The sequence below is a fragment of the Gillisella taibaishanensis genome, from assembly GCF_001938985.1.
Classification (GTDB): domain Bacteria; phylum Pseudomonadota; class Alphaproteobacteria; order Rhizobiales; family Rhizobiaceae; genus Allorhizobium; species Allorhizobium taibaishanense.
Genome location: NZ_MKIN01000027.1, coordinates 414,519 through 432,877, shown reverse-complemented (window position 1 = coordinate 432,877; position 18,359 = coordinate 414,519). Strand labels below are relative to the sequence as shown.

Annotated in this window: 17 protein-coding genes and 2 pseudogenes; 10 read left to right on the top strand and 9 right to left on the bottom strand. The window is 59.9% G+C overall.

The features are described from left to right. Positions 1-258 precede the first annotated feature (258 nt). From msrB to BJF91_RS23500, 5 genes and pseudogenes are all read left to right on the top strand, one after another. Positions 259-693 (top strand): peptide-methionine (R)-S-oxide reductase MsrB, encoded by a 435-nt coding sequence (gene msrB, locus BJF91_RS23520; RefSeq protein WP_075616920.1) that lies wholly within the window; start codon positions 259-261, stop codon positions 691-693. 254 nt (positions 694-947) lie between these two features. Next, on the top strand, positions 948-1,358 hold the full coding sequence (locus tag BJF91_RS23515; RefSeq protein WP_075616919.1) for a helix-turn-helix domain-containing protein: 411 nt from the start codon (positions 948-950) through the stop codon (positions 1,356-1,358). Beyond that, positions 1,351-2,373, top strand: coding sequence for a DUF6456 domain-containing protein (locus tag BJF91_RS23510; protein WP_075616918.1), 1,023 nt, complete (start codon positions 1,351-1,353; stop codon positions 2,371-2,373). The genes BJF91_RS23515 and BJF91_RS23510 overlap by 8 nt, the downstream gene beginning before the upstream one ends. Before the next feature lie 75 nt (positions 2,374-2,448). Continuing rightward, positions 2,449-2,743: pseudogene (locus BJF91_RS23505) on the top strand (type II toxin-antitoxin system TacA family antitoxin). Beyond that, a pseudogene (locus BJF91_RS23500) lies at positions 2,743-3,218 on the top strand (GNAT family N-acetyltransferase). Before BJF91_RS23505 ends, BJF91_RS23500 begins: the two co-directional pseudogenes overlap by 1 nt. A gap of 147 nt (positions 3,219-3,365) precedes the next feature. Here the strand turns inward: BJF91_RS23500 and BJF91_RS23495 are convergent. The 5 genes from BJF91_RS23495 to BJF91_RS23470 form a co-directional block, all read right to left on the bottom strand. Beyond that, the gene (locus BJF91_RS23495) at positions 3,366-3,911 is read right to left on the bottom strand and encodes a hypothetical protein (protein WP_075616917.1); all 546 of its coding nucleotides are present in this window, start codon (positions 3,909-3,911) and stop codon (positions 3,366-3,368) included. Positions 3,912-4,644: 733 nt separating this feature from the next. Continuing rightward, positions 4,645-4,968 (bottom strand): low molecular weight protein tyrosine phosphatase family protein, encoded by a 324-nt coding sequence (locus BJF91_RS23485; protein WP_075616915.1) that lies wholly within the window; start codon positions 4,966-4,968, stop codon positions 4,645-4,647. A gap of 124 nt (positions 4,969-5,092) precedes the next feature. Further along, the gene (locus BJF91_RS25650) at positions 5,093-5,530 is read right to left on the bottom strand and encodes a DUF7919 family protein (protein WP_075616914.1); all 438 of its coding nucleotides are present in this window, start codon (positions 5,528-5,530) and stop codon (positions 5,093-5,095) included. Positions 5,531-5,960: 430 nt separating this feature from the next. Continuing rightward, positions 5,961-6,761, bottom strand: a complete 801-nt coding sequence (locus tag BJF91_RS23475; protein WP_139310830.1) for a hypothetical protein — start codon at positions 6,759-6,761, stop codon at positions 5,961-5,963. A 263-nt stretch (positions 6,762-7,024) separates the two neighbouring features. Beyond that, positions 7,025-7,726, bottom strand: coding sequence for a TetR/AcrR family transcriptional regulator (locus BJF91_RS23470; RefSeq protein ID WP_162843916.1), 702 nt, complete (start codon positions 7,724-7,726; stop codon positions 7,025-7,027). A 175-nt stretch (positions 7,727-7,901) separates the two neighbouring features. On the opposite strand from BJF91_RS23470, the gene BJF91_RS23465 reads away from it, so the two are divergent. After that, entirely contained in the window at positions 7,902-9,116 is a 1,215-nt protein-coding gene (locus BJF91_RS23465) for an efflux RND transporter periplasmic adaptor subunit (RefSeq protein WP_327790024.1), read from the top strand. 3 nt (positions 9,117-9,119) lie between these two features. Continuing rightward, complete coding sequence (locus BJF91_RS23460) at positions 9,120-11,063, top strand: MacB family efflux pump subunit (RefSeq protein ID WP_075616911.1); 1,944 nt, start codon at positions 9,120-9,122, stop codon at positions 11,061-11,063. A gap of 3 nt (positions 11,064-11,066) precedes the next feature. Here the strand turns inward: BJF91_RS23460 and BJF91_RS23455 are convergent, their stop codons facing one another. Beyond that, the gene (locus BJF91_RS23455; protein WP_075616910.1) at positions 11,067-12,161 is read right to left on the bottom strand and encodes a hypothetical protein; all 1,095 of its coding nucleotides are present in this window, start codon (positions 12,159-12,161) and stop codon (positions 11,067-11,069) included. A gap of 248 nt (positions 12,162-12,409) precedes the next feature. On the opposite strand from BJF91_RS23455, the gene BJF91_RS23450 reads away from it, so the two are divergent. Beyond that, on the top strand, positions 12,410-12,787 hold the full coding sequence (locus tag BJF91_RS23450) for a type II toxin-antitoxin system RelE/ParE family toxin (RefSeq protein WP_075616909.1): 378 nt from the start codon (positions 12,410-12,412) through the stop codon (positions 12,785-12,787). Between the two features lie 12 nt (positions 12,788-12,799). On the opposite strand, the gene BJF91_RS23445 is transcribed toward BJF91_RS23450, so the two are convergent. The 3 genes from BJF91_RS23445 to BJF91_RS23435 all read right to left on the bottom strand — a co-directional run bounded on the left by BJF91_RS23445 (position 12,800) and on the right by BJF91_RS23435 (position 14,544). Beyond that, the gene (locus BJF91_RS23445; protein ID WP_075616908.1) at positions 12,800-13,117 is read right to left on the bottom strand and encodes a helix-turn-helix domain-containing protein; all 318 of its coding nucleotides are present in this window, start codon (positions 13,115-13,117) and stop codon (positions 12,800-12,802) included. A 114-nt stretch (positions 13,118-13,231) separates the two neighbouring features. Then, positions 13,232-13,651, bottom strand: a complete 420-nt coding sequence (locus BJF91_RS23440) for a SufE family protein (RefSeq protein ID WP_075617055.1) — start codon at positions 13,649-13,651, stop codon at positions 13,232-13,234. 374 nt (positions 13,652-14,025) lie between these two features. Continuing rightward, positions 14,026-14,544: a DUF5330 domain-containing protein gene (locus BJF91_RS23435; RefSeq protein ID WP_075616907.1), complete on the bottom strand. Its 519-nt coding sequence runs from the start codon at positions 14,542-14,544 to the stop codon at positions 14,026-14,028. 471 nt (positions 14,545-15,015) lie between these two features. On the opposite strand from BJF91_RS23435, the gene BJF91_RS23430 reads away from it, so the two are divergent. Continuing rightward, a complete protein-coding gene (locus BJF91_RS23430; RefSeq protein WP_075616906.1) occupies positions 15,016-16,653 on the top strand; it encodes a sensor histidine kinase in 1,638 nt (545 codons plus the stop codon). A gap of 172 nt (positions 16,654-16,825) precedes the next feature. Further along, on the top strand, positions 16,826-18,046 hold the full coding sequence (locus tag BJF91_RS23425) for a peptidoglycan-binding domain-containing protein (protein WP_075616905.1): 1,221 nt from the start codon (positions 16,826-16,828) through the stop codon (positions 18,044-18,046). The last annotated feature ends 313 nt before the right edge of the window (positions 18,047-18,359 follow it).

Below are 18,359 nucleotides of genomic sequence, written 5' to 3'. Positions count from 1 at the left end.
TTACCCCCTCTGCTCTGACAGGCATCTCCCGCTGAAAGGGGAGATCGGATGGAGTAACCGACGTCATTTCTTCGTGAGCGGCATAATCTGCGGTCGCAAAAGAGATTTGATGGCGGATGAGGGGCTCGCATCCCTGATCGCCTCCTTGAGGGGAAGATGTCCGGCAGGACAAAGGGGTAAGCCACCGACAGAGGGGTTTCGATTCTGGTCTTAGGCCACCCCATCTCTGATGCAGCCTAATCAAGCAAGGAGACAGCCATGAGCGAGGACAGCGTAAAACAGCAGGCGGGGGATGCTGCCGAAAAACTAGCGCGCAGCGATGCCGAATGGCGCGAGCAGCTGACGCCGGAACAGTATCGAATCTTGCGCGAACACGGCACCGAACGCGCCTTTACCGGTCCATACTGGGATAATTTCGAAACCGGCCTCTATCGCTGCGCCGGCTGCGACACGCCGCTCTTCTATTCCGACACGAAATTCGACGCCGGCTGCGGCTGGCCGAGCTATTTCGAGCCGGTCACCCCGGGCGCCGTCACCGAACATCGCGACACCGCCTTCGGCATGGTGCGCACCGAGATCCGCTGCGCCACCTGCGGCGGCCACCTCGGCCATGTCTTCCCCGACGGTCCGAAGCCCACGGGCCTGCGCTACTGCATCAATGGTCATTCCATGGTGTTTGAGCCGAAGGCCTGATCAGGTCTGGCTACTAGCGACAATCTGGGCCGCGCATTCCCTTGGGGATGCGCGGCCTTTCTCATGGTGGCTGAATAAACCCCTATGATTGCCTGGGTTCGATACCGGGAGTAGTGGAAAATAATCCTTTTCGCTTGACGATTTCTCACTAAAATCTGATAGAAAACAAAGGAAGACCTTTTGTCGGTGCGAAAGAACATTCACAGGCATTGCAGGCTTTGATATGAATATAATCCTATTTAGGGAGAAGCCTCATGTCATCAACGCCGATTGAAAATCCTGTCGAGTTACCGCCTGCCGATCTCAAGTCCGCCGATCTCAAGCCTCGTGTCATCAAGCCAGACAGCCGGCTGCTGTGCCATTCGGTCGCCCGGGTGACGGAGGAAATCTTTGCCATCTTCCACAGCCCGGGTCTTAGCCAGGCCGGCAGCCGCCGCCAGCGCTGCCACATCCGCCAGATCGCCATGTATCTCTGCCATGTGGTGCTGAGCCTGCCGCAGCAGGACATCGGCCAGGCCTTCGGCTATGACCGCAGCACCGTCAGCCATGCCTGCCACGTCATTGAGGACCGGCGCGAAAATGCCGCCCTCGACGAGATCCTCGGTGTTCTCGAGCGCTTGGTGACGGTGCTGTCGACCGTGGCGAAGGAGGGGCGTCATGGCTGATGCGCAAAGCCGGCGCCGGACGGGCGCAGCCCAGGCGGACAGAACATCCAAAGCGATCAGCGACAGAGCGAGACAGGTAGCCCCGATGCTGCGGCTGCTGCGGCTTGCCAGCCGCCGGGTGCGGCTGGAAGAGGTAGAAGGTGGCGAGATCGCGCTTGTCCGCCCCGAAGACGGGGTGCTGCTCGCGCGTCTGCCTGAAACCCTGCTGCGCGAAGCGATCTCGCGCGGCCTCCTGACCCGTGACGGTGACAGCCTGACGGCATCGGCTGAGGCTGCCTTCTTCGTCAAGCGGATGCTGGCCGAGCGCGAGGACGAGGCCTTTCCCGTCCAGCACGGCGAGCGCCGTACCGTGACGGTTGCTATGGCAGACCAACCCGGCGCGGCCGGCAAGGGCCAGACGAGGGAAGGGCCAGGGGCAGGGGAAGCGGCAGGCGAAGGGGAGGCCAGAAGTGCCGCCACTGATCAACCACCAGACTTTCAGAACGGTCAGAAAACCCACCTCCACACAGTGCGCCGCAATCTCGATGACCAGCCGTTTTCGAGCGTCGCCCGGCTGCGTGACCGCAATGGCAAGCCCTATCTGCCGCCCGAGGCGGTGGAGGCCGGCGAGCGCCTGGCCCGGGATTTTGAACGCGGTCACCTCCAGCCGCGCATCACAGCGTCCTTCGAGCCCCGGCTGAGCCAGAAGCACAAGGGTGCGCGCCCCTCCGGCCCCGATCTCACCGACACCGCCCTTGCTGCCCGCCGCAGGGTCAGTGCGGCGCTGATCACGCTCGGGCCCGATCTTTCGGGCGTGGTGCTCGATATCTGCTGCTTTGCCAAGGGCCTGGAACTGGTCGAGCGCGAACGCCAATGGCCCGCCCGCTCCGCCAAACTGATGCTGCGCACCGCGCTTCTGGCCCTTGCCCGCCACTACGCCCCGCCAGCCAAAGCCAGCCGCGAGTTGCGCCATTGGGGTGAAGGCGATTATCGGCCGGCGTTGGGTGGGTCGTGGCACATCGACCGAACGGCGTGACGTCACTGTGCTCACGGTTCTTGTAAAGATAATGTCGTTACGGTCTATGGATCGCTGCGAATGAGGAGTGTCCGAATGCCGAATTCACGCACCAACAAGAGCCCCGATGCCAGCGTGCCGCTCAATATGCGCATCAAGCCCGCGACCCGCAATTTGATCGATCGTGCCGCTGAATTGCTCGGAAAGACCCTCACGGACTTCATGCTGGAAGCATCCGAACTCCGTGCGGAAGAGGTGTGCTCGACCGGACGGTATTCACGGTAAGCCCCGAAAACCACGCGAATATCTCGCCCGGCTCGACGCACCGGCGCAGGTGAACGACCGCCTCAAGCGGACCATGTCGACCAAGGCGCCATGGGATGAGGCGTGATCCTCAGCGCACCGGCCCCTTTGGCCGAGCATCATGATCTCGGGAGCTTCAACTCTGGCGTCCCCGCGCTGGACGACTGGCTGCGCCGCCGCGCCCGCACCAATCAGGCGGGGCATCGCGAACCTTCGTCGTCTGTGAGGCAAACCATGTCATCGCCTCTGGCGCGATACGGCAGCCGGATGCGCCGGGCCGCTTCCGGCGCAATATGCAGGATCCGATCCCCGTCGCCGTGCTAGGTCGACTGGCGATCGACCGACGCTATCAGGGACGCGGCATCGGCAGGGCCCTGGTGCGCGACGCCGGCCTGCGCCTGCTGAATGCCGCCGATATTCTTGGCATCAGAGGTGTACTGGTCCATGCTATCTCCGACGAGGCTCGCGCTTTCTACGAGGCTGTCGGTTTCCTGCCATCTCCATCCGATCCGATGATGTTGACGGTCGGCTTACACGATCTCAGTAGGGCGGTCAGTTCTTGACGTGGCCTCAGCTTGGCATGTCTCCATGCCATCAGCCGCTTCATGTGCTCGTGGCCGAGCTGATCTTTGGGCAATAACATTAAGCTTTCTGGCGAAACCGTCCAATAGATCCGCCAGTCGAGCTGTCAAATTGACGACTGCGCTTGGTCATGACCTCTCACGACGACGAAATGATGCTCTCACTGTTTCGACAACATCGGTGTGAGAGTTCAACAAAACTTGCTCGAACCACATGCTTCGACCTGACCATAACTCTAGCCGCTCAGTGCCCTTCTTCGCGGAGGCGACCGCTGACGAATAGAATTTCTTTAGTTCGGTTGAAGGAGAAATGTGCGCGCCACCACAATTGAAGAAGCTTTGATAAAAAAGCGTGACACGAAACACTGTATCGCCCAAAACGGACACCGGGCGCGTCGCCATCTTGAGGTGACCAGAACCGGCAAATTGATCGACACAGAAAATCCGCGAACCGTCGGGGTATTCGTGCGGTACGAAGTTGAAGCTATCGGTTGCAAAGGAGGGATGTTTGATAAAAGTCTGCCGAAATTGAGTGTTCAATTTTTTGAATAAGTCGCTGTCCGGCTTCAGTGCGACAGGCAGATCGCCATTTTGAGCAATCGTGCAATCGGATAGTTTTGTTTCGATAAAGTGGCGCATTCGTTCGTGAGAAAGAACAAACTCAGTTTCAGCCATGGTGGACTTTCTTGAGATGGGTTTAGAGCGAGATTTTAAACTACCGCAGTTCTTGTACACCACAAGATCAAAGCCAAACGCCCTGGGCCGGAAAGGGTCAAAGCCATCTTCGGTTCTAAGAGTCCTAATCCCAATATGCCTGTATTTCTGCCAAGGATGGACGCCCTTCCATCATGAAGAACGATAGGCGGGTATTATTTCGAAGTCTAAGCTCGACCATCACCTCTGAGGCATCTGCGACCGCTTGTTGCGTAAAAGGAATAGACGCCTTTTCAAGCAGGCTAATGGTCGCGCTAACAGACAGACCCGGTTCAAACCCATCGAATTGAATAGTGCGTCTGGAGGCCATATTCCATCGTCCCGACTTTGGGCGTGGGGACACCGGTTTCCGATGTCCACATCCGGATCGCAACGCGACGAACGACGACCTGCTCCCCGACAACTCCAATCTCTACCTGAATATTGTCGTGATAGTCGAGGAGAGCGTCAAAAGTTACAGAGTCACCACTGAAATACCAACGACTTGGCGGACCAAGTGCTCGTCCCGCGGTGAAAAACGGAACGCCTGGCCGCACGACCTGAGAAGGCGATCGTTGAAGCAACTTGAGAACCGAAAACGGTGGCACGTATGGTTTCCAATCATGTGGCTTGGATAGCGCAGTGATCTATCGCTGATCTGTCCGCTCTTGGTACCAAAGCGCTGGCAACATGACCATTGGCCCTAACCGGCGGGTCAAAGTAGATGGCGAGGAACTCTATCTTCAAGTATCCTTACCAAGGCTGGCTCCATGAATTCATATTCATCAGGTATGTCCAAGCATATCAGCTTTTTTCCGATAAGGTAATTTCGATATTTTCGTAAAATCTTGTTTCGGTGAGTTTTTTCCATGACAAATATAATATCGGCCCACCCAACCTTTTCTGTATCAAGAGAATTGCGAGCATCATGATCCGTTCCAGCGGAGGATACCTCTATATCCTTCCGAGACGAAAATATCTGCTCGGCAGTCGGACTCCGCAACCTGTTTTGACTGCAGACAAATAGCACGCGCTTGATTTTGACACTCCTTCATCATGTCGGGCTTGTGTGTTTACCGCTGTGCCTAGACATAACAATGACCGCTACGGGCGCGATGCGGAAGATGCGCCTTGGCGCTAAGGGGTCATAAGCAATGGTAAAATCATTTTGGTTGGGAGGGCTCCTTGAAAGCTCGCGTTAAACCTCGTCCCCCATTTGCCAGCAACTTTTTCTTATAGTCCATCGTCTGCATAGGTGGACAGTTCAGGACAGCTTGGACGAAAGCCGCGGGCGGATTGTACCAATGCGCTGCGATGTAATGAGCGACCCCCGCTGGGGCGACATAAATACAGTCTTGGTCGGGGACGTATAGTTGGCCTTTGAGAGATACGCCATCATATTGGCAAAGATCGCAAATATGAAACCCGGCGGTTGCAAAAGGTTGCCAAGGGTTTCGGCAAAGCTCCCTCAGCTTCTCGTAGAAATTCGGTGCGACCTCTCCCGTCGGATACTCCATATCTCGACCAAGCCAGCCAACGCTCAACAAGACGGTGTCATCGCACGGAGTGGTATGCCGCTCAAGATCGCGAAAATGTACCATTCGACGTCGTTCCCTCGGACGGTGTCTTCTCAATTATTTCTTGCGGACGCGCTCGACGCGCACTCTGTTTCAAGGATATTTACAAGGAATGGCAAGCGCCCGCAATTGGGACGTCCTCGCCTTAATGGCTTAGGCTCGAAGCGGACTTCAGGTTGGCTCTGTTCCGTGCTTACTAGGAGATGCCGACACTGACGGCATTTACTGCTGTGCAATTCCAAGAAATTGCAGAAAAGCCCCCTAGTGACTGACCGCGATGGGCGCAAGACGGTCTTCACCTTAGCGAGCCCAGCGCTAGTCGACTGCAGACGGTGTTTGTCCCTGTCGGGCTGAGACGATGACATCAAAAAGAGCCAGACCACTCGGTAAATGCCAGAGGCTTGGCTCTTTTTTAGTGTCGTACACGCTCCCACGGAAACCGTCAGCCGCCTCGTTACGAGGCCCCGCCCGGTAGGTCGAGCTGGTTTTTGAACTGTTCGGCCAAGAAGCTGAGATTGCCGGAATAGCCCTTCAATTTTGCGAAGAGATCGGCATCCGAGGTGGCGCTGCTGTCGTCGGTGCTATCCGTCGAAGTGCTGTCCGTGGATGTGCCCGTCGTTGATGTACTTGTCGTTGATGCCGTGCTGTCGTCCGAGGCCGTGCTTGTCGTCGCATCGGCGGATGCGTCAGACGGCGGCGGGCCGGGCGGTGGAGGGGGCATCATCTGGGCGAAGAAGTCATCATCGGGTGTGCCGGTGGATGTGCTGGTGGTAGATGCTGTCGTGCCGGTTGTCGAGCCAGCGGTCGCGCCAGTGGTCGTACTTGTGGCGGAAGCGGTATCGCTGGTGTCGCCGTCTTCGCTCGACGTCGTGTCGTCGCTGTCGGCCTTGGCGGCATTGGCGAGCTGCGCCAGCCAGGCCGCAAACATGCTGGACGGATCGGTCGAGGCGCTGTCGGTGCTGCTATCGGCCGAAACGCTGGAATCGGCTGCATCGATTGCATCGAGCAGCGGATCGCCGGAGCCGCCTGAAGAGCCACTGCCGCTATCGGACAGGGTGTCGAAGGCGCTGGCATCGTCGCTGCTGGTCTTCTGCTTCGATGTGGTTTTGTGGGAATAAAGGGTGGAACTGCTGCTGGAAACCTGCATGGGCCTCTCTCCGGTTACGGCCGTGCTGACCTGCGCCAGGCCTTGGCAGCCGGGATTGGCTGGAGGCGGCTCGCGCAGTACATGAAAATGCGACAGTTGCAGGCTCACCACCCGATCCCGACTTCGGGAGGTCCACAGAAGCGACGGCCTCGCAGATTAGCGTCGAGGCGCCGCCGCAAGGGGGTGGCGAGCATGGCGCGCCTGCCGCAGCGCGCATTCCGGATCGGTGGCATCCCGGAAAGCGGTCTGCGGCATTCAAAGGCGGTGCCGCGTTCATGACGGCTTCATGCCGTGCATTGAATAACTATGAAGTATAACTACATGCTTGCGTCAGGCTGGTGGATATATGCGCTTCTCGATCAGCAGGGGTTTTATGCCGCAACGCCGCGTGCAAAGACCGAGAGGCAATAGTGCAGATGCTCGGACCGGCTACCTTCTTCCGCCAGGGGCGGCACCGGCGAAAAACTGAGATCCATCAGCATGTGAGCGGCTGAAAGCGGCTTTTCAATGCGCGCCCGGCCAAGCCGGTTCTGCTCGGCCAGCCAGTCGGCCAGGTCGAGCCTCACCCGCCCGACGCTTTGGCGCAGGAAGTCTTCGAAAAGGCCGGGAACATGGGTGGCATCGCGCATGACGGCGCGCACGAAGCCGCGGCGGCGCGCGTCTGTTGCCTCATCGATGCCGATATAGAAGATCCGCTCCAGTGCCTCGAAAAATGGCAGGTCCTCGCCTTCGGGCCGCGGCAGGTCGATCATCAACTGCCGGTGGCGGCCGACCACTTCGGCAAACAGCGCTTCCTTGCTGGAAAACAGCCGGTAGAGCGTCTGTTTCGACATGCGGCAGCGCGCTGCAACCAGGTCCGTCGTCGTCGCGAGATAGCCGTTTTCGATGAAGCAGCCATAGGCCTCTTCAAGGATGATGGCGCGCCGCGCACTATCGTCCTGGCGCGGGCGACCCTTCGGTTTTGGCGCGGCCGCCGCTTCAACGGTTGTCTCTGCGTCTGTCTGCGACGGATCGGGTGTCGCATCCATGCCGTCTGCCGGCATTTCTTGCCGAAGTTTAATGTCGCCGCTCATTGACATCATCGATCCCCAAAGACTATCGGTACTAAAGAGTACTTATTATCTTGTCACAGTGTAGGCAAGGCTTTACATTTTTTAACACTTTGAAAGTCTTGAAAAAAACAAGAAATGCCAGTTTCTGTCATCATGGGCGGCCCGGATGATACGGCTGGCCGAAGGAAGGTCTATCGTGTCGCGTAAAACAATCGCCATCCTTGCCGTTGTCGCCGTTGCGTTGCTCGTCGGCGGCACCATCTTCGTCAAGCGCTCGAAGGTCGATCCGACTGAAGGGTTGTTGACGGCCACGGTCAAGCGCGGCGATGTCGAGGAGACGGTGCTGGCCACCGGCCTGTTCAAGCCTTCGCGGCTTGTTGCTGTCGGCGCGCAGGTGTCCGGCCGCATCACCGCTCTGCACGTCAAGGTTGGCGATACCATCAAGAAGGACAGTCTGGTCGCCGAGATCGACTCCGTCACCCAGGTCAATGACCTGCGCACGGCTGAGGCCTCGCTTGCCGATATCAAGGCGCAGAAGGAAGAGGCCGAGGCGACCTTGGTCAGCGCCGAATTGGCCCTGACCCGCCAGACGAACCTGCGCGCCAGCAATTCCGGCACGCAAGCCGATCTGGAAAGCGCCCAGGCCACCCGGGACAAGACCAAGGCGGAGATTGCCAGCCTGCAGGCGCAAATCGTCAAGGCCGAGGTGGCTGTGGAAACCGCGCAAGCCGATCTCGGCTATACCCGCATCACCGCGCCGATGGATGGCACCGTGCTTGCCGTGGTCAACCAGCAGGGCCAGACGGTGAATGCGACGCAATCGGCGCCGACCATCGTCATTCTCGGGCAATTGGACAAGATGATCGTGCGCGCTGAAATCTCCGAAGCCGATGTCGTCAATGTCCGGCCCGGCCAGTCAGTCTATTTCAATATTCTGGGTGATACCTCCACCCGTCACGAGGCGGTGCTGCAATCGATCGAGCCATCGCCGGAATCGATCACCAGCGACAGTTCCGTTTCGACCTCCTCTAGCTCGTCGAGTTCATCCAGTTCCAGCAGCTCTTCTTCGGCGATCTACTATAACGGCATTCTGAACGTCGATAATCCAGACGGCCGGTTTCGCACCTATATGACGGCGGAAGTGCATATCGTGCTCGGCTCGGCCAAAGCTGTGCTGACCGTGCCGGCCTCAGCGCTGGGCACGGGCGCCAAGACCGGCAAGGCCAGCCTCAGGGTGGTCGGTGCGGATGGCGCGATCGCCACGCGCGCGGTCGAGATAGGTCTTAACGATGGGGTCAATGCCGAGGTGAAATCGGGCCTGTCGGAAGGCGAGACCATCGTCATCGGCGATGCCAATCCGAGCGCCAAATCATCAAGCTTTGCGCCGCCGCCGCCGCCCGGAGGCATGTAAGCCATGGCCCTGCTCGAACTGAAGCAGCTCACGCGCGTCTATCGCTCCGGCGAGGAGGATCTGGCGGTGCTGAAAGGTGTCAATCTCAGCATCGATCGTGGTGAGATGGTGTCGATCATCGGACCCTCGGGCTCCGGCAAATCGACGCTGATGAACATTCTAGGCCTGCTCGACCGGCCAAACGGCGGCTCTTACGAGATCGACGGCCGGCGCACCGACCAGCTGGACAGCGATGCGCTGTCTGCGCTCCGGCGCGAGCATTTCGGCTTCATCTTCCAGCGCTATCATCTGCTCGGAGACCTCTCCGCGCTCGGCAATGTCGAAGTGCCCGCGATCTATGCCGGCACCTCGCCGTCCGACCGGCGCCGCCGGGCAACCGCGATACTGGAAAGGCTCGGCATGGGCGAGCGGCTGCGCAACCGACCCGGGCAATTGTCCGGCGGCCAGCAGCAGCGCGTCTCCATCGCCCGCGCCCTGATCAATGGCGGCGAGGTGATCCTGGCCGACGAGCCCACCGGCGCACTGGACCGTCACAGCGGCGAGGAAGTGCTGCGCATTCTCGACGAACTGCATGCCGAAGGCCGCACGATCATCATCGTTACCCATGATCCAAGCGTTGCCGCACGGGCCGAGCGGGTGATCGAGATCGCCGATGGCGAAATCGTTTCCGACAAGCGCCAGGACAAACCCTTGCTGGTGCGCGACACACCGGTGCCGGAACCGGCCAAAAGCCACCGCTTTCCCGGCATCGACCGGCTGGGCGAGGCCTTCATGATGGCGGTGCGGGCGCTGGCCTCGCATCGGCTCAGAACCTTTCTCACCATGCTCGGCATCATCATCGGCATCGCCTCCGTCGTGTCGGTCGTGGCGCTCGGGGCAGGGACACAGAAGAAGGTCCTCTCCAACATCAACGGACTCGGCACCAATACGCTGGAGATCTTCCCCGGCAAGGGCTTTGGCGACACGCGCTCTGCCAAGATCACCACGCTGAAGATCGGCGATGCCGATGCCTTGGCAAGGCTCTCCTATGTGGCGGCGGTGACGCCGACCGTCTCGACCTCAGGCACGGTGCGCCATGGCGCGACGGTTGCCAACGCCTTGGTCAACGGCGTCGGCGACCAGTATTTCGCCGCCAAGGGCTCGAAACTTCTGGCCGGCCGGCTGTTCGACCTGGCCAGCGTCAAGGCCATGACCCAGGAAGCGGTGATCGACACCAATGCGTCAAAGGCCCTGTTCGGCGACAATCCGGCCACAGCGATTGGCCAGACCGTGTTTCTGACCGATGTGCCGGCGAGGATCGTCGGTGTCATCGAAGCGCAGCAGGGCGGCTTCGGCTCCAGCGCCAATCTCCAGGCCTATCTGCCCTATAGCAGCGTCCAGGCGCGCTTCCTCGGCGACCTGTCGCTGCGCAGCATCACCGTCAGGCTCAACGATAGCGTCGACAGCAATGCCGCGGAAACGGCTGTTACCAAGTTCCTCACCGGTCGCCATGGTGAGAAGGACTTCTTCATCCTCAACACCGACGACATCAGAAAGACCATCGTTGCCACTACGCAGGTGCTGACTTTGCTGGTGGCGGCCATTGCCGTGATCTCGCTGATCGTCGGCGGCATCGGGGTGATGAACATCATGCTGGTCTCGGTGTCCGAACGGGTGAGCGAGATCGGCGTGCGCATGGCTGTCGGCGCCCGCCGCCAGGACATTCTGCAGCAATTCCTGATCGAGGCCGTGCTGGTCTGCCTGATCGGCGGCACGCTCGGCCTTGGCTTCGCGCTCGCCATCGGCTTCGTCTTCAGCCTGTTGGTGACGGATTTCGAGCTGGTCTATTCCACCACCTCCATGGTCGCCGCCTTCACCTGCTCCTGCCTGATCGGCCTCATCTTCGGCTTCATGCCCGCCCGCAATGCCTCAAGGCTGGACCCGGTGGCGGCGCTGAGCAAGGATTGAGGTTTACGGCTTGCGCGATGTGGCAAGCCCGCTTGCCACCATCAGCACCGCCGTGGTGATCACCAAGCCCAGCCAATCCAGATCGACGGGCAGATTGGCAAGCGGGAGTAGCGAGTTGAGACCAGAGAGCACCAGAATTTGCAGGACGATGACCATCAGGATGACTGCGGATGACAGCACCGGCGTGTCGGTGTCCTGTGTATTGCTCGAGAGATCCCGGGCATAGATCAGCGTGAAGAGCGTCACGAGCGGAACGCTGCAGACGGCCAGTATCAGGCTCGTCGCCCCAAATAGGGAGCCAGGCAGAAAAATTCTTGCCACTTCCGGCGACGCAGTCGTCAGCAAGGGAAAGATATATCTTAAGACGAGTTGGCTCAGGAGCATCGGCCAAATCAGCAACTGCAAAGGTGCCCGGACGCCATTAGCGGCAATGTTCCCCGCCAGGGCGCGGACCGTAAATACCGTCAGCGCCACGGCCAGCACCAGAGGGGCCAGCGCGATCGCAAGGGTTTGTAGCGTGAATGCGCCACTCAACATCAGTTCAAGATAGACACTCATCTTCTGCGGCAACACCAGCAAAAAGCTTGCGGCCAGCAGCAGCCAAAGTCCATCGATGCGGCGGCGCGCCTGCCTGTTGATGAAGCCCAGCAACAGGGCTGTGCCGCCGACAAGGCAAAGCACGGTCACAGGCACGAAGAGATCACCGAGATCGGACCCGAGACTCGCAATGGCCAGCCCGACGCCTTGAGCCTGCATACCAGCAACCACCAGAGCAAACACGATCGGTAGGATCGCAAACAGCCGGCTTTCCGCCGCCCATCGCCTACCGGCTGCAAAGCGGAAAACGATCAGCCGCAGAATTTCGAAATGCCCGAAGGCGCTGACAACTGGTGCAGTCCCGAGCGCCAGGACCGAAACACGCGCAAGCGCCGTAGACGAGTCACTTGGCAGGCCGGACACCAGCCTCTCATCCAGACCCGGAAGAGTGATGCGATAGCCGACCAGCAGGATCACCACCGCCAGCACCAGCCCAAGGATGCCCTTGCCACGGCTCTCGAGTATTCGGGGCGAAGGCGAAGGGTCAGAGGCGAGCACCATGGGATATCCTTTATTGAAAACTGTCCGTCAAAGGATCGGATTTAGCATTCCGGGGGGAAAAGGGGAGGGTGGGTGTCGTGAAAAGGTGAATGAAATTGAGGCTGATAATGGCTGTGAGATGCAGATGACATCAACTTCAAGGCGATTTATCATGCGGCCTATTGCTGATTTTTGTACAGAAGATCTGTTTAGCCAAATCCGATTGCGATGAGCTGGCGAGAAGCCACTGGATTAAATTGAGAGGGGCAATGGCACCCAAAAAAATTGCTTATGTCAATAACGCGGCAAAGAAAGCAGTCCAAAGCCTCCCTGCAAATATTGCAGTCGATTTTCTGAATGATTTGAATTTTATTGCGTCCGGGAAAAATCCAAGATCGGCATTCAAGCCTCTCCAATCAATCGGCCCGGGCGTTATCGAATTGATCGAAAACGGGTCTCCGGCTTACCGATTGATGTACTGCGCAAAATATCTCGAGACAGTTTATGTGCTGCACGCATTCACCAAGACGACCAACGGAGTGGACAGAGCGGCAATGGATACCGTGGTGAAACGCTATAAAGAGATGATGGCGCTCGTTCGCGATACGGAAAAGGCGGCTAAAAAGGCCGGCAAAAAGCAAACGTAACCAACGAGTCTTTCATGCCGCTTCCATTACCACGTCGCAGATCACCTTGTGATCTTCGGTCATGCTGGGACGAAACCGGATGCCCAGCTTGGCGAGGTAGCCAATCAAGCGTTCGGAAGAGAATAGACTTATTTTTCCGCGTAGTAACTCGCTGACGCGCGGCTGCGGAATATCCAAGGCAGCAGCGATCTCGGCCTGTTTCCAGCCTTTTGTCTCTATGATGTCGATGAGTGTCATCAGCAGGTCCGACCGGAACTGCAAATCGGCAGCAAGCGCGTGATCTTCTGTAATCGACTCGAATATATTGGTGTATTCAAGCTTTTCAGGCATTGGCCATCTCTCGATTTATACAGATTTTTGTATAAACTAAGCGCATTCGAAAAAAAGTCAATGCTGGGCGGAGGTGTCGACCAAGCTAGCGAGGCCTACCCAAACCGAACGCCATCACCCCCCAAGCCGCGCCTGGGCCTCGCCCCGGATGCGGTCCACCATTGAGCGCAGGCCGTTGGCGCGCTGGGTGGAGAGGTGTTCGATCAGGCCGAGCTTGCCGAACAGTTCGAGTGCATCAAGCTTGGCGACCTCGGAGGCGGTTTTGCCGGAATAGGCTGAGAGCACGATGGCGACGAGGCCCTTGACGATATGGGCGTCGGAATCGCCCTCGAAGGTCAAAGCCGGGTCGGGGCCATCTCCGGCATGGGTGACCAGCCAGACCTGGCTGGCGCAGCCGCGCACTTTGTTTTCAGCCGTCCGGTGCTCCTCGGGCAGGTCGGGCAGGGCCTTGCCGAGTTCGATCACATAGCGGTAGCGGTCTTCCCAATCGTCGAGATAGGCGAAGTCGTCGATGATCTGGTCGATGGGGGTCATGATGCTCATCCGGACAGTCTGGGCGCGGCGCGCCGGGGGGCCAAAGCATTTCAAGCAAAAGTGTGTAGCGGCTTTGCGTTCGGAAATGCGTTGAAACAATATTCTCAGCCTGGAGTTCGCAGTCTGTTCAAGAATTGTCGATGGCTTGGTGAAAATGGTGATTTCGAGAACCGGAGCGGAGCGTACTTAACGTACGTGAGCACCGGAAGCGCAGAAATTGCCATTTGCAGCCGGCCAGCGGCGACTATGGGACAGACTGTTGGGCCTTGCAGGCCATATAGGCCCATCCGGCGTTGAAATGAACCGCTGCGATGCGATGCCGCACGAAAAAATTGCCGCTTGTGAATAGCACGCGACGGATATCGAACCGAGGGTCAGCCGGCCGGCTTTGGCCGCGGCCGTGGCACGGTGATGGTCAGCGGCACGCCCGTGCCTGAGGTGGCATGGCCGGAGGCCGAGGTGACTGTGCCGGTCACGATCTTGTCGTCGCCCCTCTTGTCTTCGGCAACAACGGCGCGGGCAGGAAGCGCATCGGCGGCTTCGCTGACGGTGGCGTCACCGCCGACGCTGGCGCCGGGACGCAGGGCCTCGCCTTTGCCATCCCTATTGCCGTCCCCGCCGAACTGGCGGTTAAGCAATTGATAAGCGACCAGCGCGCCTTCGCGAGCCCGGACGCCGATGGCCTGGAAGGTTTCGGCGCCCTTCACGCAGACTTCGGGCTTCTGGCCGCAGAGGCCGGAGAGGTAGTCATAGGCGCCGCTTGCGGCAGAAACGGCATTTGCGAGCTCGAATTGCGGCTTGCCCGCGCCGGTGCCCTGCGACGAGCCGCCGAAATAGGACAGCACCACCAGCACCAGCGTAAACCAGAATGTGCCCTTGATCAGAAACCACATGACCGCTCGTCCGTTTCGTTTTGCGACAGGATCACCCCGTCACCACCCTTTGCGCCATCCAACGTGTCCGGCTGCTGAACATCACCCTATGATTCGCGGGCAAAAAACGCTTTGCGAATGATGGCAGCATTTATCGTATATTTTCATAAAATGCCGAATTTCTGCATTTGAACCACATTCTAGTCAAAGTTTAACGACCGGGGTTAAGCATAATTGCGGCATAGACCCGAGGTTCCCGGGGTTTTCGGCCAATGTCGTCGCCACATATATTAACAGAATCCGGAAAATCGAGAAAAAACCAGTGCTTACGCGCCGTTAACCATGTTTTCGAAAGCTTGCGGGGCCTGTCTCTTTCCGAGACGGAAAGGGGGTTTTCCGTCCCGTTTGCGCCTTTGCCTTTATCTTTTCCTTAAGGCGGCGACCTCTATGGTTTGAGCAAGTAAAGAGGACCGCAAGTCGCGGAAATTTGGCGTGTTGGTATTGCGTAAGATCGCTGATCGGGCAAAGGCCCTTCTCGACGAAGCCGTCACCCTCGTGGTGGCGCGCCTCGGCACGGAAGTTGCGCCCACCCGTGCCGAACTGTCGGCCGCCCGCTGGGTGATGCTCGCCTGCCTGCCGGCACTGGTTCTCGTGCCACTTGGCCTGTCTGCCCTGCTGGGGCCAGCCCTTGCCCTGCCGCTCGGCGTTGCCATGGTGGCCGGCCTGTTTCTGATGTCACTCGTTGTCGCCCTGTGGTTTGCCCGGCTTTCCAGCCGCCAGCCAACGGCCCGTGTCGTGCTCGACGCCGGCGGCCCTGATCTGTCGCTGTTTCCCGGCCTCGTCATGGTGCTCGACGGCCAGTCACGGGTGGAAAGCCTTGGCGGCCGCGATGCCCGCGCCTTCCTGCCCTTCCTGCGCAATCCGCTCGGCCGCACGTTTATCGACCAGGTGCATGTCACCGACCGCATCGCCTTCGTGCGCGCCTTCGATGCGCTGCGCCAGGGTGACGAGGTGGCCCGCGTCGAGCTGCGGCTCGCCCGCCCGATGGGCGATGAGGCCGGCGAAGATGCCGATGGCGGCAAGCTGATCACCGTTCTCCTTGATATGGCGGCCCGGCGTGACGAGCGCGGCGCGCTGTCAGGTCTGTTCGTGCAGATGCTCGATGGCCGCGCCCAGCAGGCGCTGACCGATCGCGTTGCTGTGCTGGAAGCCGATCTGCAAAGCGCCAACGAGGCGAAATCGCGCTTCCTCGCTGCCGTCAGCCACGAGCTGCGCACGCCGCTCAATGCCATTCTCGGCTTTTCCGATATCCTGATGGGCGACTATTGCGGAAAGCTCGAAGACGAGCGCCACCGTGATTACGTGCGGCTGATCCGCCAGTCCGGCGGGCATCTGCTCTCGGTTGTCAACACTATGCTCGACATGTGCCGCATCGAGGCCGGGCGCTACGAATTGCTGGTCGAACCGTTCCCGCTCGCTGAGGCGATCGAGGATTGCGAGGCCATGCTGACGCTGCAGGCACGCGACAAGGGCGTGAAGCTGACGAGCCGCATCGGCCGCGATATCGGCGAACTCACCGCCGATCCGCGCGCGCTGCGTCAGATCCTGATCAACCTCGTCGGCAATGCCATCAAGTTCACCGAGTCCGGTGGCGTCGTCACCGTCGATGCCGCACGCTTCGGCAAGGACGTGGTGATCTGCGTCAGCGATACCGGCATCGGCATCGCGCCAGACCGCATCCGCCTGCTCGGCCAGCCCTTTGTGCAGGTCGACAGCGATTATAATCGCCAGTTCGACGGCGTTGGCCTCGGCCTGTCGCTGGTCAAGGGCCTGGTGGCTCTGCATGGCGGCACCTTTACGCTGACCAGCCACGAAGGCGAGGGCACTGTCGTTTCCATCACCCTGCCGGCCGATGGTTCGGGCATCGCCCGCCTGCAAGCCACAGGCGAAAGCCGCCACATCGAATTTCCGCCACGCTTACCTGTGATGGAGAGGCCTGCGCTGGAAAAGGCTGTGATGGAGAAGCCCGTGGTAGACCGGGCTGCGGCGGACAAGGCCGAGACGGACAAGATCAATGCGGACCGTGTTTCGGTTTCCGGGCAAGAGGCCGGGCGACAGAAGCAGGCGTGACCGCTTCCATGGTCCCGAAAGGCGTGGAGAACGGACGGGATTGGGCGGCGGGACTTGCGTCTTTGCGCCAATCCCCGTTTATTAGAAATTAGGCCGAGGTCAGGAACAGGGACACGGCAGCCTACAGAAAATAAGGGGTGCGAGCACTGGCTTTGCCGGCAGAAGGATGTGAATGACGACGCGCCAGCGAAAGACGCCCAGTAAAAGCAGGAAGCCGGTCCGCAAGGAGCCTGGCCTTTTTGGCGTTTTCGTCCGCGTGCTGTTTCGAGGCTTTGCCCGCCATCCGGTGCGCACCACGGTCACGTCAGGCTTTGTCGTGGCACTCGGCTTCGTCGCCGCCAATGCTTTTTGGTATCAACCAGGCCGGCATCCGTCGCCGTTTCTGCGCACCCGCGACCCGCATAATTTCACCGCGATGCTCGGCATGAACACCCACCTGCCGCTGACGCCGCATCCCGATGACGTCACCACCTTCCGCATCGAGCGCCAGAGTGCGGAATCCGTTGCCGCAGCCTCCGCAACGGCGGCCCAGCCGCAGGCCGCAGGGCCGGGACAGGGGCAGGGGCAAGCGCAGCCTCAGCCGATGCAGACCGCAGCCATTGCTGGCACCGGTCTCGATGCCGCGCAGTCTGCCGGTTTGGCTGCGGGTCTTCCCGCCAACGCCGCACCCGATGCGAGCCTGACGGCAGCGGTGCAGTCGCAACTTTCCCGCCTCGGCTTTTATGACGGTGCTGCCGATGGCCGGCGCGGTCCGAAGACCGATGCGGCAATTGCCGCCTACCAGCGCCGGATCGGCCTGCCGGTCACGGGCGCGCCGAGCGACGATCTCCTGGCGGCGCTGAGCATCGATCAGGTGTCAAAATCGGCAGCAGCGCCCGTGCGCACCGCCGCCGCCCAGTCGGCGATCGGCAAGCCAAGGGAGCGCCCGGCCCAGGTGAACAGCGAGGACGAGGCCATCGACCCCGTCGCCGCCGCCATCCGCAGCGCCGAAAAGTCCGTGGTGACCGCGCGGTCCGCACCAGCGGCAGCGCAGGCAAAGCCCATTCCCGCGCAGCCCGTTGCAGCCCAATCTATTGCGGCCCAATCTGTTTCGACGAGGACGAACGCGGCCCAGAATGCTCCGGCCACGCTGCCGGTCTCGACGGCCAGCGCCGTGCCAGCATCGATACCGGCTTCCGACATCGCCCCTTCTGCCAGTGCTCAGGCCAGTCTGATCATGGATATCCAGCGCGGCCTGATCAATATCGCCTATACCGATATCAGCGTCGACGGCGTCGCCGGCGACAAGACCAAGGCCGCCATCCGCCATTTCGAACGCCACTACCGCCTGCCGGAAACTGGCGAGCCGAATATGGCCGTGCTGAAGAAGCTGAAGTCGATCGGGGCGCTTTAATCTACAGCCGCAGGGGCAGTGAAAGATAGCTTCGCCCCCTCATTCCCCTGCCTTTATGGAAAAGAGGGCAGGGACGTCTCCCCGCTGGCGAGAAGGGACCGAGGCGATACCGCGGAGTATCCTCCTTACTCCGTCGGAAAAGGAAAACTGTTCAACGTTTTGCGGCGCTGTACAAAGCGAAAGACGGCACCACAACTCTCTTCTCCCCAGCGGGGAGAAGGTGGCGGCAGCCGGATGAGGCAGCTGGATGAAGGGCCGGCGAAGCCGCTGGATTTCATCTCCCCGGTTCAAAGGCAAATGCCGGACGCCGCCT

What these genes read in the sequence shown, in the direction of transcription:
- msrB (WP_075616920.1), top strand. Translation starts at nt 259, where the DNA reads ATGAGCGAGGACAGCGTAAAACAGCAGGCGGGGGATGCTGCCGAAAAA.
- BJF91_RS23515 (WP_075616919.1), top strand. Translation starts at nt 948, where the DNA reads ATGTCATCAACGCCGATTGAAAATCCTGTCGAGTTACCGCCTGCCGAT.
- BJF91_RS23510 (WP_075616918.1), top strand. Translation starts at nt 1,351, where the DNA reads ATGGCTGATGCGCAAAGCCGGCGCCGGACGGGCGCAGCCCAGGCGGAC.
- BJF91_RS23495 (WP_075616917.1), bottom strand. Translation starts at nt 3,911, where the DNA reads ATGGCTGAAACTGAGTTTGTTCTTTCTCACGAACGAATGCGCCACTTT.
- BJF91_RS25650 (WP_075616914.1), bottom strand. Translation starts at nt 5,530, where the DNA reads ATGGTACATTTTCGCGATCTTGAGCGGCATACCACTCCGTGCGATGAC.
- BJF91_RS23470 (WP_162843916.1), bottom strand. Translation starts at nt 7,726, where the DNA reads ATGAGCGGCGACATTAAACTTCGGCAAGAAATGCCGGCAGACGGCATG.
- BJF91_RS23460 (WP_075616911.1), top strand. Translation starts at nt 9,120, where the DNA reads ATGGCCCTGCTCGAACTGAAGCAGCTCACGCGCGTCTATCGCTCCGGC.
- BJF91_RS23455 (WP_075616910.1), bottom strand. Translation starts at nt 12,161, where the DNA reads ATGGTGCTCGCCTCTGACCCTTCGCCTTCGCCCCGAATACTCGAGAGC.
- BJF91_RS23450 (WP_075616909.1), top strand. Translation starts at nt 12,410, where the DNA reads ATGGCACCCAAAAAAATTGCTTATGTCAATAACGCGGCAAAGAAAGCA.
- BJF91_RS23445 (WP_075616908.1), bottom strand. Translation starts at nt 13,117, where the DNA reads ATGCCTGAAAAGCTTGAATACACCAATATATTCGAGTCGATTACAGAA.
- BJF91_RS23440 (WP_075617055.1), bottom strand. Translation starts at nt 13,651, where the DNA reads ATGACCCCCATCGACCAGATCATCGACGACTTCGCCTATCTCGACGAT.
- BJF91_RS23435 (WP_075616907.1), bottom strand. Translation starts at nt 14,544, where the DNA reads ATGTGGTTTCTGATCAAGGGCACATTCTGGTTTACGCTGGTGCTGGTG.
- BJF91_RS23425 (WP_075616905.1), top strand. Translation starts at nt 16,826, where the DNA reads ATGACGACGCGCCAGCGAAAGACGCCCAGTAAAAGCAGGAAGCCGGTC.